The following is a 14,625-nucleotide window of genomic DNA, read 5'->3' as shown; positions in this document are numbered from 1 at the left end:
CTCAGGTTTCGAGGACTCAAGGACTCAAGCCCTCAGGCCAGCTGCAGATGCGGCTCCTGCTGTTCCTTGAGCGCTTCCTGCATGCGCTCGGCATACCAGTCGACGAAGTCGACGACGCCGAACTCGAAGGTCGCCGAATAGGGGCCGGGCTGATAGGCGCTGGAGTTGACGCCGCGCTGGTTCTCTTCCACCAGCTGACGGTCCTGATCATTGGTGGCATCCCACACCTTGCGCAGCTTCGCCAGGTCGTAGTCGACACCTTCCACCGCGTCCTTGTGCACCAGCCATTTGGTGGTCACGCGGGTCTTGAGGGGGCCGATCGGGTCGACCTGGAAGACCACGGCGTGATCGCCCATGAAGTGGTTCCAGGAATTGGGCAGGTTGAGGATGCGCAGCGAGCCCATGTCGGGGCTTTGCAGGCGTCCCAACAGCTTCTTGCATGCTGGAGTGCCGTCCGTGGTCATCGAGACGGTGCCTTCCAGCAGCGGCGTGCGCGTCATGCGATTGCGGCGACCGAAGCGCACCAGCTGATAGGGCACCTTCTCGGCATCCCAGTCGGCCTGCTTCTTCGCGACCAGCGCCTTGTAGGCATCGGTGGCACGCGGGTCATCGGTGTCATCGAATTCCTGCAGGGTGTTGAGCAGCTCCGGGTGGGAGCCATCGCAGTGATAGCACTCGCGATTGTTCTCGATCACCAGCTTCCAGTTGCCTTCCTCGATGATGGAGGAGCTGGCCGCGACCTTGACGTTCTCCATGTCGTAGGGCTTGAGGTAGAACTCCAGCGTCTTGAAGAACGGCTCGCAGTTCTCGGGCTGCTCGGCGAGGTTGATGAACAGCATGCCACCGGCTGAGCGCACGTGGACGGGATGCAGGCCGTATTCACTGGTATCAAAGGTGGTGCCCATGTCGGAACCGGCGAACAGCAGGCGACCATCCAGCTCATAGGTCCACTTGTGATAGCCGCACACCAGCTTGGCGACCTTGCCACGCTCGGTGCTGCACAGGCGGGACCCGCGATGACGACAGACGTTATGGAAGGCATGGATGGCCCCGTTGTCACCGCGCACGATGATGATCGGGCTGTTGCCCACATCCATGGTCATGAAGTTGCCCTTGAGCGGGATCTCGCTGCTGAGGCCGGCAAACAGCCACTCGCGCTCGAAGATCTCCTTCATGTCGAGATCGAACAGGCGCTGATCGTTGTAGAAGGGCTGGGGCAGGGTGTAGCCGGGACTGCGGGCCTCTAGAAGCCGCGCGGCGGCCTCGCGTACCGCCTGACGCTGCTGATCCTGAGCGTGTTCCAGTAAGTCGCTCATCGCGGTGTCCTCGCACGGTCGGTAGGCGCCGGGAGCAGGGTCGCCTTGGGTTGAGTGAGTGTGCTGATCATTGTTGTTGTGAAGCCGGGACAGAGGGAACGAGTGAACAGACCATTGCCGGGCAGCACCGCGGGGCGACATCGGGGCCCCATGAGGGAGTGCCGATGCATCGCGCGGTGTGTCATCCCGTCCTGGTCGGTTCGGGTGTCGAGGGCGGCGCAGGCAGAGTTCCGCTCGCTCGACAGGATAGTCAGCGTGGAAGTTCAGGCAGCCCGCATGACATCTGAGTGGCATTGCCACGCATGGATCGCAGTGTGGCTGAGGTCAAGTCGCGACTTATGTCTGATGGCGACGCTCAATGATGTATTTCCGACGCCGGTCGTCTGCGCAGGGGTTTTGAGGCACAGACAGACGTAGCGATGAGGCGGGGGCAGGGCGCTGCGGGGCGTGATTGGAGTGATCGGGCATGTTTCTGTCGTGCACGGATAAATGCTTGCCGGGCACTGACTCGACAATCCTGAGCATGTCCCACCGTTGGCCGCGCACGCAGCGCAGGGTGGCCTGACACTGTCTCTTCACGAACATGTCTCCAAGAACAACATGCCCAGCGAGGCCTTCATGAGCACCACTCTCAGCAACTTCAATCCAGTTACGACGCAGACCTGGACCAACGGTCGACATAGCGTGCGCTGCGTGAAGGTCATTCAGGAAACCTGGGACGTTCGCACCTTCTGTTTCATGGCCGAACAGCCGGTGATGTTCTTCTTCAAGCCGGGGCAGTTCGTGACCCTGGAGCTCGAGATCGATGCCCAGCAGATCATGCGCTCCTACACCATCTCCAGCTCACCGTCGGTGCCCTACAGCTTCTCGATCACCGTCAAGCGCGTGCCGGGCGGGCTGGTCTCCAACTGGCTGCACGACAACCTCAATGAAGGCGATGTGCTGGCGGTACACGGCCCGGTCGGCAACTTCAACTGCATCGACTACCCGGCGGAGCGCATTCTGATGCTGTCCGGTGGCGTGGGCATCACGCCCTTGATGTCGATGGCGCGCTGGTACTTCGATACCAATGCCAATGTGGACATCTCCTTCGTGCACAGTGCGCGCAGCCCGCGCGACATCATCTTCTGGCGTCAGCTCGAGTTCATGGATTCCCGCGTGCCGGAGTTCAACATGCACGTCATCTGTGAGCGCTTCGAGACCGGCCAGACCTGGTCCGGCTATCGCGGCTATCTCACCGACGCGATGCTCGAGATGATCGCGCCGGACTTCATGGAGCGCGAGATCTTCTGCTGTGGCCCCACGCCCTACATGAATGCGGTCAAGCATCTGCTGCGCAGCCACGGCTTCGACATGAGTCGCTATCACGAGGAGTCCTTCGGTGCCACGCCGGTCGATGTCGAGGAAGAGGCCATCGAGCAGGCCGAACAGGCCGAGGTGCTGGCCGATGAGCTGGACCGCTCCGATCTCACGCGGGTCGAGTTCTCCGCCACCGGCAAGTCGGTGCAGATCGCCCCGGGCGAGACCGTCCACGCCGCCGCCGCCAAGCTCGGCCTGCATATTCCCAAGGCCTGCGGCATGGGCATCTGCGGCACCTGCCGGGTGCAGAAGGTCGCGGGCGAGGTCGAGATGGAACACAACGGCGGCATCACCGATGAAGACGTCGCCGAAGGCTTCATCCTGTCCTGCTGCAGTGTGCCCAATGGCGATGTGGTGATCGATTACTGAGGTTCTGAGGTTCTGAGGTTCTGAGGAACTGAGAATCAGAGGATCTGAGGTTCTGGTGGAGAGCGTCTTTTCACCACAAGATGAAGTTGGTGACAGTCCCCGGCGAGGTGAATGAATCTCGCGCAAGTGATAGGCGGAAAGTCGTAGACGATGTCGCATACAGGGAGACCGATGACGCTGTCAGTCATCTGTCCAGACATGGGTCGGTTAGCGTGGGGGTACAACAAGTACAACTGGCTAATGGAGCAATGTCTCATGACTCGTGATGTCGATGCACCGCAACGCCCCTCCCTGCCCATGGCCAGCTTGCCTATCCTGGCAACGCTGGCCGTGTTGGCCCTGCAACTGTTTGTCTTCGGTGAATTCACTCCGCACGTACCGCTGATCTGTGGCGTCGCGATGACGGCGCTGGTCGGCTGGAAGCTGGGTTACGGCTGGTCGGCGATGGAAGAGGGCATGATGCGCATCGTGCGTGTCGGCCTGCCTTCCATCGCGATCCTGATTCTGGTCGGCATGACGGTCGGGGTGTGGATCGCCTCCGGCAGCGTGCCGATGATCATCTACTACGGGCTCAAGCTGGTCTCGCCGGAATACTTCCTGGCGGCGGCCATGCTGCTGTGCTCGGTGGTCTCGGTCACGCTGGGTACCAGCTGGGGCACCGTGGGTACGGTAGGGCTTGCGCTGATGGGCATCGGGGCCGGCTTCGACATTCCGCCGTGGTGGACCGCCGGTGCGGTGGTGTCCGGCGCCTTCTTCGGTGACAAGGTCTCGCCGCTGTCGGATACCACCAACCTTGCGCCTGCCGTCACCGGCGTGAGCCTGTTTGCGCACATCCGCAACATGATGCCGACCACCATTCCCGCCATGCTGATCGCGCTGGTGATCTACCTGATCGCCGGCAACCTGCTCGCCGCTGGCCAGTCGCTGGATCTCGAGCGAATTACTGCCATCACTGCTGGGCTGTCAGGTGCCTTCGAATTCAATCTCTGGGTGCTGGTGCCGCCGCTGCTGGTCATGGCGCTGGCGATCGCGCGCATGCCGGCACTCCCGGCGCTGTTCGTCGGGGTGCTGGCGGGCGCCGTGGTGGCCTATGGTGTCCAGGGCGAGGCCATCAAGGCACTGTTCGGTTATATGCAGAGTGGTTACACCCTGAACACCGGGGTGAGCGAGATTGACAGCCTGCTCAATCGCGGTGGCCTGATGTCGATGGCCTGGGTCATCCTGCTGGTGATGATCGCACTGGCCTTCGGGGGGATGCTGGAGGTGATCGGCTGTCTGGAGGTGCTGTGCGCCGCGGTGCTGGTCAAGGTGCGCGGTATCTTCGGGCTGCAGGTCGCGGCCAGTTCCACGGCGGCGCTGACCAATGTCATCGCGGGCGACCCCTACCTCTCCATTGCTCTGCCGGGGCGCATGTACGCGCCGGTATTCCGCGGAGAAGGCTACTCGACGCTCAATCTGTCACGCTCACTGGAAGAGGGCGGCACGCTGATCTCGCCGCTGGTGCCCTGGAATGCCAGTGGTGCGGTGGTGATCAGTTCACTGGGGCTGATGGCCGGTGGTGCGGGCATGGAGGGGCTGCTTTACATTCCGCTGGCCTTCGCCTGCTGGCTGTCACCGTTGCTGGGGCTGCTCTACACCCTGCTTGGACGCTTCATCATCCGGGCCGATGATGCCGAGCGCGCCGAATGGCAAGCCAGGGGACATGCCGTGACAACGCTGGCCCAGCTGCGTCAGCAGCAGGCCGAGGGCCTGGCGGGAGTGCCAGCCGCCACGCCCGAGGTGCGCTGACAGTCTGCTCGGCATGAGTGCTCTAAGACTTCATGCTCAGGTTCATGAGCAAGTCGACTCGCGCAGGAAGACGGCACAAACCATCTGGAGGTGCAGACGACTTCGGGGCTACCCTTCAGATGTTGCCACGTGAATGAGCGCATGCAGTGCAGGGGGCTCTGCGGGAAGTCCCGCCAGGCCATGCCAGGGTTCGCCCTGGTGCCATAAGCACAAGGCCCCGTTGGGCTGCATGCCATCTTCAGCTGCGGGTCGAGAGCGGAGAGCGTTCACGTCAGGTCCACGACTGCCACTCCAGTCACGGGTTTGGTCAAAAGGGCAATGATGACACAGGGGAACGGTGCGCCACCTCCAGGCCGGGAGCGGGTGCCAGCAGGACTACAAGGCTGATCGTCGCAACAGGAAGCGCCGTGCTGCTCAATATCGGGATGGTGCAATACCGTCTTCTTCACGGCACGGCAGTTTCCGCAGGAAGGTGTCACACGACCACGCAAGCTCAGGCTCGCGTGGTTTTTTTGTGCCTGTCATTCTCTGCGGGAAGGCTCAGGCGGCTTCCGTCGGCTCAGCCCAGTGTCGCCCCCATCGCCGCCAGCAGCATGGGCAGATAGAGGAAGGCGGCGAGCGTCGAGCAGAACACCAGCGTAGCGACGTACTCCGGTTCACGCCCGGCCTTCTGGGCGAACATGTAGTTGTAGACCGCCACCGGCATGGCCATCTGCATGGTCAACACGTGCAGCGCCAGCGGGGGCAGGTCCAGCAGGGTGCCGATCCCCCAGGCACACAGGGCGGCAAAGGGAATGCGCAGGACACTGAAGCCCACGCCCGCGGCCAGATTCTTGACACGAATGCTGGCCAGCGACACGCCCAGGGTGATCAGCATCAGCGGCACGGTGAAGCCGGAGATCAGCTCCAGGCTGTTGGCGACGAAGCGCGGCATGTGCACATCGCAGAGCAGCATGAGGGTGGCGACGATGCTGGCCCAGATGGTCGGCGAGCGCACCACGCTGCGCAGCGGGTTGCCGCTGGTGCTGGCAAGCCAGGCGCCGAGGGTGAACTGCAGCAGCGACATGGTGACCATGATGGTGATGGCGTAGGCGAAGCCGGCCTGGCCGAAGGCGTAGAGCGAGACGGGCAGGCCCATGTTGCCGACGTTGGAGAACAGCAACGGCGCCACCGCGACCTTCCAGGGCTTGCCGATCAGGCGCGCGAAGGGCCAGCTCAGCGCCAGCAGCAGGGCCATCACGGACAGCGTCGCCAGGCCCGTGCGCAAAAAGCTCGAGTTGTCGATCTCGGCGCTGCCCAGCGCATTGAGGATCAGCGCCGGCGTGCCGATGTAGAGCACCAGCCGGGTGACGAAGGCCATCGGGTAGTCGTTGCCCAGCCTGACCCAGAAGAAGCCGATGGCGGCGCCACACAGTACCGGTGCCATCACCGCCAGCAATTCCATCAGCATATTCTCAACTCCCTTCCTCAGGCGCGCGCTTGCATGGATCAGTCGTCATCCGGCGCCTGATCGCACGATATCGGTGTCTAGCATACCTGCCCGCAGGGGCTTCGGTGTAGCGCCAGTGGCGGGCAGCCACTATTCGCAGCAGCTCTGTGCGGGCCGTCGAGATGTCGCTTTTGCCTGCCGATGTCGCATTCGCGCTGCGGGGTGACGCTGACAAGCAGTTTGCCGCAGGGGGGCAGGGCTAGTATCGGGTCAAGACAGCCACTCAAGGCCTTGGCGCCGGCTGACTCGACAGGATTTGAGCGAACAGACGATCACTGATCACCCTTCATCGAACCACTCCAACAACAACGATCCGCTTACCGGAGGCGCGCAATGTCTCAGCAACATGGCTACACCCGTGATGACCGACTGGCCAGACTCGACCCTGCACTGGCCGAGGCCATCCTCGAAGAGACAGCGCGTCAGGAAGCGCATATCGAGCTGATCGCCTCCGAGAACTATGCAAGCCCGCTGGTGATGGAGGCTCAGGGCAGCCAGCTGACCAACAAGTACGCCGAAGGCTATCCCGGCAAGCGCTACTACGGCGGCTGCGAATTCGTCGACAAGGTCGAGACGCTGGCCATCGAGCGCGCCTGTGCGCTGTTCGGCTGTGACTACGCCAACGTGCAGCCGCACTCCGGCGCCCAGGCCAACGCGGCCGTGTTCATGGCACTCGTCTCGCCGGGTGACACCATCCTCGGCATGAGCCTGGCGCATGGCGGCCACCTGACCCACGGCGCGGCACCCAACTTCTCCGGCAAGCACTACAACGCCATCCAGTACGGCCTGACCGAAAGCGGCGAGCTGGACTACGAGGAAATGGAACGTCTGGCGCGCGAGCACAAGCCGAAGATGATCATCGCCGGCTTCTCCGCCTACTCGCGCGTGGTCAACTGGCGTCGCTTCCGCGATATCGCCGACGAGATCGGCGCCTGGCTGATGGTCGACATGGCCCACGTGGCCGGTCTGGTCGCGGCGGGTCACTACCCGAGCCCGCTGCCCTACGCCCATGTCGTCACCACCACCACGCACAAGACGCTGCGCGGCCCGCGCGGTGGCCTGATTCTCTCCGCCACCGGTGATGAAGCGCTGCACAAGAAGCTCAATGGCGCCGTCTTCCCCGGCCAGCAGGGCGGCCCGCTGATGCACGTCATCGCCGCCAAGGCTGCGGCCTTCAAGGAAGCGATGAGCCAGGACTTCGTCAGCTATCAGGCCCGCGTGATCGCCAATGCTCGCGTGATGGCCGAGGTCTTCATGGCGCGCGGCTATGACGTGGTCTCCGGCGGTACCGATGACCACCTGTTCCTCGTCTCGCTGATCCGTCAGGGCGTGACCGGCAAGGACGCGGACGCCTCACTGGGTCGCGCCCACATCACCGTCAACAAGAACAGCGTGCCGAATGACCCGCAGAGCCCCTTCGTGACATCCGGGCTGCGCATCGGCACTCCGGCCGCCACCACGCGCGGCTTCGGCGAGGCGGAATGCGAGGCACTGGCCGGCTGGATCTGTGATCTGCTCGACGCGCTGTCCACCGGCGAGAGCGCCAAGGTGGAAGCCGAGGTACGCGGCAAGGTCGAGGAAGTCTGTGCCCGCTTCCCGGTCTACGCCTCCGCCAGTGTGACCGACCCCGCCGCGCTTGCCTGAACAAGGCGCTGGCGAGAGACAACGATAACAACGACACATGCCGCAAGCGCAGAGACATCACTCGGGTGACAACAACAGACATCACTCGGGCGAGAGCACCGGACAGCGCTTGCGGTGGCAAAGATGTGAGGAGGGTGGCAAATGCAGCGTTACTCGGGATTCGGGCTGGTCAAGCATGCGCTCAGCCACCATGAGAACTGGCAGAAGGTCTGGCGTAGCCCAGAACCCAAGAAGGAATACGACGTCGTCATCGTCGGTGGCGGCGGGCATGGTCTGGCCACGGCCTACTATCTGGCCAAGGAGCACGGCATCACCAATGTCGCGGTGATCGAGAAGGGCTGGTTGGGCGGCGGCAACACCGCGCGCAACACTACCCTGGTGCGCTCCAACTATCTGTGGGACGAGGCGGCGGCGCTCTACGAGCACTCCATGAAGCTGTGGGAAGGCCTGTCCCAGGATCTCAACTACAACGTGATGTTCTCCCAGCGTGGCGTGCTCAACCTGGGCCACACCCTGCAGGACATGCGTGACATCCAGCGCCGCGTGAATGCCAACCGTCTGCAGGGCATCGATGGCGAAGTACTGGACGCCCAGCAGGTGCAGGAACTGGTGCCGGCGATGGACTGCTCGAGCCGCGCACGCTACCCGATTCTCGGTGCCTCCTGGCAGCCGCGCGGTGGCGTGGCACGTCACGACGCCGTGGCCTGGGGCTTCGCGCGCGGCGCCGACAGCCTCGGCGTCGACCTGATCCAGCAGACCGAAGTCACCGGATTCCGCAAGCAGGATGGCGCCATCGTCGGGGTGGAAACCTCGCGCGGCTTCATCGGTGCCAAGCGTGTCGGCGTGGTCACCGCCGGCAACTCCGGCGTGATGGCCGAGAAGGCCGGCTTCCGTCTGCCGCTGGAATCCCACCCGCTGCAGGCGCTGGTCTCCGAGCCGCTCAAGCCGATTCTCGACACCGTAGTGATGTCCAACCACGTCCACGGTTATGTCAGCCAGTCGGACAAGGGCGACCTGGTCATCGGTGCCGGCATCGACGGCTACGTGGGCTACGGCCAGCGTGGCAGCTACCCGACCATCGAGCACACCCTGCAGGCCATCGTCGAGATGTTCCCGATCTTCTCGCGGGTACGCATGAACCGTCAGTGGGGCGGCATCGTCGACACCTGCCCGGACGCCTGCCCGATCATTTCCAAGACGCCCGTGAAGGGGCTCTATTTCAACTGCGGTTGGGGTACCGGTGGCTTCAAGGCCACGCCGGGTTCCGGCAACGTCTTTGCCTGGACACTGGCCAAGGGGCGCACCCATCCGCTGGCAGAGCCCTTCTCCTATGACCGTTTCAACACGGGCAAGCTGATCGACGAACATGGCGCCGCTGGCGTCGCGCACTGAACCTGCCGTCAGGAGACGACCGACCATGATGCATATCTTCTGTCCCTACTGCGGCGAGCTGCGCGAGGAAGAGGAATTCCACGTCAAGGGTCAGGCGCATATCGAGCGCCCGAAGGACCCCGAAGCCTGCTCCGATGCCGAGTGGGGGGATTATCTGTTCTTCCGCAACAACCCGCGTGGCGTCCACCACGAGCTGTGGATTCACGCCGTGGGCTGTCGCAAGTATTTCAACATCACCCGCCACACCGTGACCTACGAGATTCTCGAGACCTATCGCATGGGCGAGCAGCCCACCATCACCGGTGAGACGAAAGCCGATCCGACCACGCAAGCCAAGGGGGTGAGCGCATGAGCCAGCAAGACAACCAGACCGCCGCTGCCCCGCGCCGTCTCGCCTCGGGTGGACGCATCGACCGCGCCACGCCGCTGACCTTCACCTTCAATGGCAAGCGCTATCAGGGCCTGGCAGGCGATACCCTCGCCTCGGCACTGATGGCCAACGGCCTCGACGTGCTCAACGCCAGCTTCAAGTATGCGCGTCCGCGCGGCCTGGTCGCCGCCGGTGCCGAAGAGCCCAACGCCATCCTGCAGCTGGGCAGCACCGAAGCCGGCCAGGTGCCCAACGTGCGTGCTACCCAGCAGGCGCTTTACGACGGCCTGGAAGCCCACGCCGTCAGCGGCTGGGTCAAGGCCCAGAAGGACCTGATGAGCCGCTTCCTGCCGCAGGTCGGCAAGCTGGGCGGCAAGTTCATGCCGCCGGGCTTCTACTACAAGACCTTCATGGCGCCGGCCTCGCTGTGGATGACCTACGAGAAGTACATCCGCAAGGCCGCCGGTCTCGGGCGTTCTCCGCTCGAGGACGACCCGGATATCTATGATCACCTGCATCAGCACACCGATGTGCTGGTGATCGGCTCCGGCCCGGCGGGCCTGATGGCGGCGCTGGTCGCGGCCCGCAGCGGCGCGCGCGTCATCCTGTGTGACGAGCAGGAAGAGCTGGGTGGCTCACTGCTCTCCATGTCGGCGGACTGCCTCGATCAGACCCTGGACGGCCAGCCTGCCATCGAATGGCGTGACGCGGTGCTGGCGGAACTCGAAGCCTGTGAGGATGTGCAGCTTCTGCCGCGCACCACCGCCAATGGCTATCACGATCACAACTTCGTGACCCTGCACGAGCGCCGTACCGAGCATCAGTCCGATCTCGCGCCCTTGAATGCCCGCGGCGCCCAGCAGGCACGCTCCCGCCTGCACCGCGTGCGCGCCCATCGCGTCATCATGGCCACCGGCGCCCACGAGCGGCCACTGGTCTACAGCCACAACGATGTGCCGGGCAACCTGCTGGCCGGTGCCGTCACCACCTATCTGACCCGTTACGGCGTCGCCGCCGGTGACAAGCTGGTGCTGTCGGTCAACAACGACCACGCCTATCGCGCGGCACTTGCCTGGGCGGCGGCCGGTCGTGAAGTGGTCGCGATCGCCGATGCGCGTCCGGCGCCCTCCGGCGTGATGGTCGAGGCGGCGCGTGCCGCGGGCATCCGCATCATCGCCGGCGCCGCCGTGATCGAGGCCAAGGGCGAGCGCCGCGTGACAGGCGCGCGCATCGCGGACATCGATATCGATGCCTTCAGCGTGACGGGGGCAGTGGAAGAGCTCGCCTGCGACACCATCGCGAGCTCCGGCGGCTACAGCCCGGTGGTTCACCTGGCAGCGCACACCGGTGCGCGTCCGGTATGGAGCGACGAGATCCACGGCTTCCTGCCCGCGCTGGGCGCACCGATGCTCAAGGGCTTCGATGCCTGCGGCGCCGCCAATGGCAGCTTCGCGCTGGAAGATGTGCTGGTCGCGGCCTACGCCAGCGGTGTCGCCGCGGTGGAAGCCTGCGAGTTCGAGACCGCCCAGGCCGAGGTGCCTGCGGTCTCCGAACTTGCAGAAACGCCGATGCTGCCGCTCTATCAGGTGCCGCATGACAAGCCCACCGCACGCGCGCCCAAGCAGTTCGTCGATCTGCAGAACGACGTCACCGCCGCCGGTATCGAGCTCGCCACCCGCGAAGGCTTCGAGTCCATCGAGCACGTCAAGCGCTACACCGCGATGGGCTTCGGCACCGACCAGGGCAAGCTGGGCAACATCAACGGCATGGCGGTCGCCGCGCGCTGTCTGGGGCAGACCATCCCCGACACCGGCACCACCGTGTTCCGTCCCAACTACACGCCGGTGACCTTCGGCGCCATCGTCGGCCGTCACTGCGGCGAGCTGTTCGACCCGATCCGCTACACCGCGATGCATGAATGGCACGTAGCGCAGGGCGCCAGGTTCGAGGATGTCGGCCAGTGGAAGCGCCCCTGGTACTACCCGCAGGGCAGTGAGGACATGCATGCCGCGGTCGAGCGTGAGTGTCTGGCGGTGCGCGAGAAGGTCGGCGTGCTGGACGCCTCGACCCTGGGCAAGATCGACATCACCGGTCGCGATGCGCGCGAATTCCTCAACCGCATCTACACCAACGCCTGGGCCAAGCTGGGCGTCGGCAAGGCGCGCTACGGCCTGATGTGTCACGACGACGGCATGGTGATGGACGATGGTGTCACCACCTGTCTGGCCGAAGACCACTTCCTGATGACCACCACCACCGGTGGCGCGGCCTCGATCCTGGAATGGCTGGAGCTGTGGCACCAGACCGAATGGCCGGAACTGGACGTGCAGATGACCAGCGTCACCGATCACTGGGCGACCCTGACCGTCACCGGCCCCGAGGCGCGTGCGCTGGTCGGCGAGCTGACCGACATCGACCTTGACCGTGACAGTTTCAAGTTCATGGAAGTGCGTGAAGGACTGATTGCCGACATTCCCGGGCGCATCTTCCGCATCTCCTTCACCGGCGAGCTGTCCTACGAGCTCAACGTGCCGGCCAACTACGGGCTGCATGTCTGGAAGCGCCTGTTCGAGTGCGGCAAGAAGTACGGCCTCACGCCCTACGGCACCGAGACCATGCACGTGCTGCGCGCCGAGAAGGGCTTCATCATCGTCGGTCAGGACACCGATGGCTCGATCACCCCGGAAGATCTCGGCATGCAGTGGTGTGTCGGCTACAACAAGCCGTATTCCTGGATCGGCAAGCGTGCGCTGTCGCGTCCGGATACCCGCCGCGATGACCGCAAGCAGATGGTCGGCCTGATTCCGACGCGCAAGAAGGCCGGCGATGAGCGCATCGTGCTGCCGGAAGGCTCGCAGATCGTCTTCGACCCTGAGCATGCCATCCCGATGCCGATGGTCGGTCACGTGACCTCCAGCTACTTCAGCCCGACGCTGGGACATGGCTTCGCGCTGGCGGTGGTCAAGGGCGGTGCCAAGCGCATCGGCGAGACGGTGTTCCTGCCGCAGGCCGATGGCACGACGCTGGAAGCCGAAATCACCTCACCGGTGTTCTACGACAAGAAAGGGGAGCGCCAGCATGTCTGATGCCACCACACTCGACCCGCAAGCGGGTGCCGCCGTCGATGCGCAGCCGCAGGACATGACAAGTTCCCAGACGTCGGTGATCGACCAGCGCCCGACGCCCGAGGTCCACGCTCAGTGCGCCCGTTCGCCGCTGGCGCATCTGTTCACGGCCCGCGATGACGGCGATGCCGGCGTCGTGCTTGAGGAGAAGGCGTTTCTCGGTCACCTGACGCTGCGCGGTGACCCTGCGCAGCCGGGCTTCGCCGAGGGTGTCGAGGCGGCGCTGGGTCTGGCGCTGCCGTTGACGCCGGCGACCCTCCATCAGAATGAGGGCGGTCGCTCGATCCAGTGGCTGTCACCGGATGAGTGGCTGATCCTGGTGCCCGGCGAGGAAGCCTTCACTGTCGAGAAGGCGCTGCATGAGGCGTTGGCCGGCCGCTATCAGGTGGTCAACGTCAGCGGTGGTCAGACCGTCATCTCGCTGAGTGGCGACCAGGCGCGTCAGGTGCTGATGAAGTCGACGCCCACCGATGTGCACCCGCGTGCCTTCCCGGTCGGACGTGGCGTGCCGGCGGTGTTCGCCAAGGCGACACTGGTGCTGCGCCGCGTCAGCGAGAGCGAATTCGAGCTGGTGGTGCGCAGAAGCTTCGCCGATTACCTCGGCCGCTGGCTGCTGGATGCCAGCGAGGAATTCGGGGTCTGCATCAAGGCCTGAGGTCTGAGGCCTGAGGTCTGCGTCTGAAGAGATCTGCGTCTTGAGAGAGGTCTGTCGCAGGCGCGCGCAATGACTTGAATCGACTGCCAGGGGCCTTGCCCGGGCCAGGAGGCGGGCTTCAGAAATACTGAAGCCCGCCTCAATAATATTGGTTTGTCGCGCAGGGCCTCGGATGCAACCCTGACGTTGCTGCTTCCAACAATAGATAATCCTTACATGACAGGCACCTACGTATGCGTGATACCTGGATTCTGACCGCCCAATGTCCCAGCCGCATCGGCACGGTGGACGTCGTGACACGCTACCTGCGCGAGCAGGGCTGCTATATCACCGAGCTCAATTCCTTCGATGACCGCCTGTCGGGGCGCTTCTTCATCCGGGCCGAATTTCGTCCGCAGACCGAGGCCGGTGCCCTCGATGACGGCTTCGATGCCGCGAGTTTCGAGCAGGGCCTGGGCACGCGTGCCGCCGACTTCGAGATGGACGTCAGCCTGAGTGCGCCGGATGAGCGCATGAAGGTGGTCATCATGGTCTCGCGCTCGGACCATTGCCTGAACGACCTGCTCTATCGCCATCGCATCGGCCAGCTGCCGATGGACATCACCGCCGTCATCTCCAACCATCCGGACATGGCGCCGCTGGCCGAGTGGCATGGCCTGCCGTATCACCACCTGCCGATCACCGCCGAGACCAAGGCCGAGCAGGAAGCCCAGGTATGGCAGATCGTGCAGGACACCGGGGCCGAGCTGGTGATTCTGGCGCGCTACATGCAGGTGCTGTCGAGCGACATGTGCGAGAAGCTCTCGGGGCGGGCGATCAATATCCACCACTCGCTGCTGCCGGGCTTCAAGGGCGCACGCCCCTATCACCAGGCCTACGAGAAGGGCGTCAAGCTGGTCGGCGCCACCGCGCACTACATCAATGATGATCTCGATGAAGGGCCGATCATCACCCAGGGCGTCGAGACGGTGGATCACGCCCACTATCCCGAAGACCTGATCGCCAAGGGCCGTGATATCGAGTGCCTGACCCTGTCGCGCGGCGTGCGTTATCACCTCGAGCGTCGCGTCTTCCTGCATGACAAGCGCACGGTGGTGTTCGGCAACTGAGCCCGGGCT

10 protein-coding genes are annotated in these 14,625 nt (G+C 64.1%); 8 read left to right on the top strand and 2 right to left on the bottom strand.

What is annotated here, in order from left to right; translation table 11 throughout:
• Positions 1-32: 32 nt before the first annotated feature.
• Positions 33-1,316: an aromatic ring-hydroxylating dioxygenase subunit alpha gene (locus QD280_RS12885; RefSeq protein ID WP_279834379.1), complete on the bottom strand. Its 1,284-nt coding sequence runs from the start codon at positions 1,314-1,316 to the stop codon at positions 33-35.
• Between the two features lie 618 nt (positions 1,317-1,934).
• On the opposite strand from QD280_RS12885, the gene QD280_RS12880 reads away from it, so the two are divergent.
• Together QD280_RS12880 and nhaC are read left to right on the top strand one after the other, a co-directional pair.
• Positions 1,935-3,044: a hybrid-cluster NAD(P)-dependent oxidoreductase gene (locus QD280_RS12880; RefSeq protein WP_192838585.1), complete on the top strand. Its 1,110-nt coding sequence runs from the start codon at positions 1,935-1,937 to the stop codon at positions 3,042-3,044.
• A gap of 255 nt (positions 3,045-3,299) precedes the next feature.
• Positions 3,300-4,832, top strand: a complete 1,533-nt coding sequence (gene nhaC, locus QD280_RS12875) for a Na+/H+ antiporter NhaC (protein WP_279839540.1) — start codon at positions 3,300-3,302, stop codon at positions 4,830-4,832.
• Positions 4,833-5,391: 559 nt separating this feature from the next.
• On the opposite strand, the gene QD280_RS12870 is transcribed toward nhaC, so the two are convergent.
• A complete protein-coding gene (locus tag QD280_RS12870) occupies positions 5,392-6,282 on the bottom strand; it encodes an AEC family transporter (protein ID WP_054555340.1) in 891 nt (296 codons plus the stop codon).
• 372 nt (positions 6,283-6,654) lie between these two features.
• Here QD280_RS12870 and glyA point away from each other — a divergent pair, with 372 nt between their 5' ends.
• From glyA to purU, 6 genes are all read left to right on the top strand, one after another.
• Positions 6,655-7,965, top strand: coding sequence for a serine hydroxymethyltransferase (gene glyA / locus QD280_RS12865; RefSeq protein ID WP_279839537.1), 1,311 nt, complete (start codon positions 6,655-6,657; stop codon positions 7,963-7,965).
• 141 nt (positions 7,966-8,106) lie between these two features.
• Complete coding sequence (locus QD280_RS12860) at positions 8,107-9,357, top strand: sarcosine oxidase subunit beta family protein (RefSeq protein ID WP_043333139.1); 1,251 nt, start codon at positions 8,107-8,109, stop codon at positions 9,355-9,357.
• A gap of 25 nt (positions 9,358-9,382) precedes the next feature.
• Positions 9,383-9,709 carry a sarcosine oxidase subunit delta gene (locus QD280_RS12855; RefSeq protein ID WP_043333138.1) on the top strand — a complete coding sequence of 109 codons (327 nt, stop codon included), beginning with the start codon at positions 9,383-9,385 and terminating at the stop codon, positions 9,707-9,709.
• Positions 9,706-12,813, top strand: a complete 3,108-nt coding sequence (locus QD280_RS12850) for a sarcosine oxidase subunit alpha family protein (RefSeq protein WP_279839534.1) — start codon at positions 9,706-9,708, stop codon at positions 12,811-12,813. Before QD280_RS12855 ends, QD280_RS12850 begins: the two co-directional genes overlap by 4 nt.
• The gene (gene soxG, locus QD280_RS12845) at positions 12,806-13,507 is read left to right on the top strand and encodes a sarcosine oxidase subunit gamma family protein (RefSeq protein ID WP_279839532.1); all 702 of its coding nucleotides are present in this window, start codon (positions 12,806-12,808) and stop codon (positions 13,505-13,507) included. Before QD280_RS12850 ends, soxG begins: the two co-directional genes overlap by 8 nt.
• 233 nt (positions 13,508-13,740) lie before the next feature.
• Positions 13,741-14,616, top strand: coding sequence for a formyltetrahydrofolate deformylase (gene purU / locus QD280_RS12840; RefSeq protein ID WP_054555342.1), 876 nt, complete (start codon positions 13,741-13,743; stop codon positions 14,614-14,616).
• The last annotated feature ends 9 nt before the right edge of the window (positions 14,617-14,625 follow it).

Source organism: Cobetia sp. 1AS1 (assembly GCF_029846435.1).
GTDB classification, from domain to species: Bacteria; Pseudomonadota; Gammaproteobacteria; order Pseudomonadales; family Halomonadaceae; genus Cobetia; species Cobetia amphilecti.
This window is presented reverse-complemented; position numbering and strand designations above follow the sequence as displayed.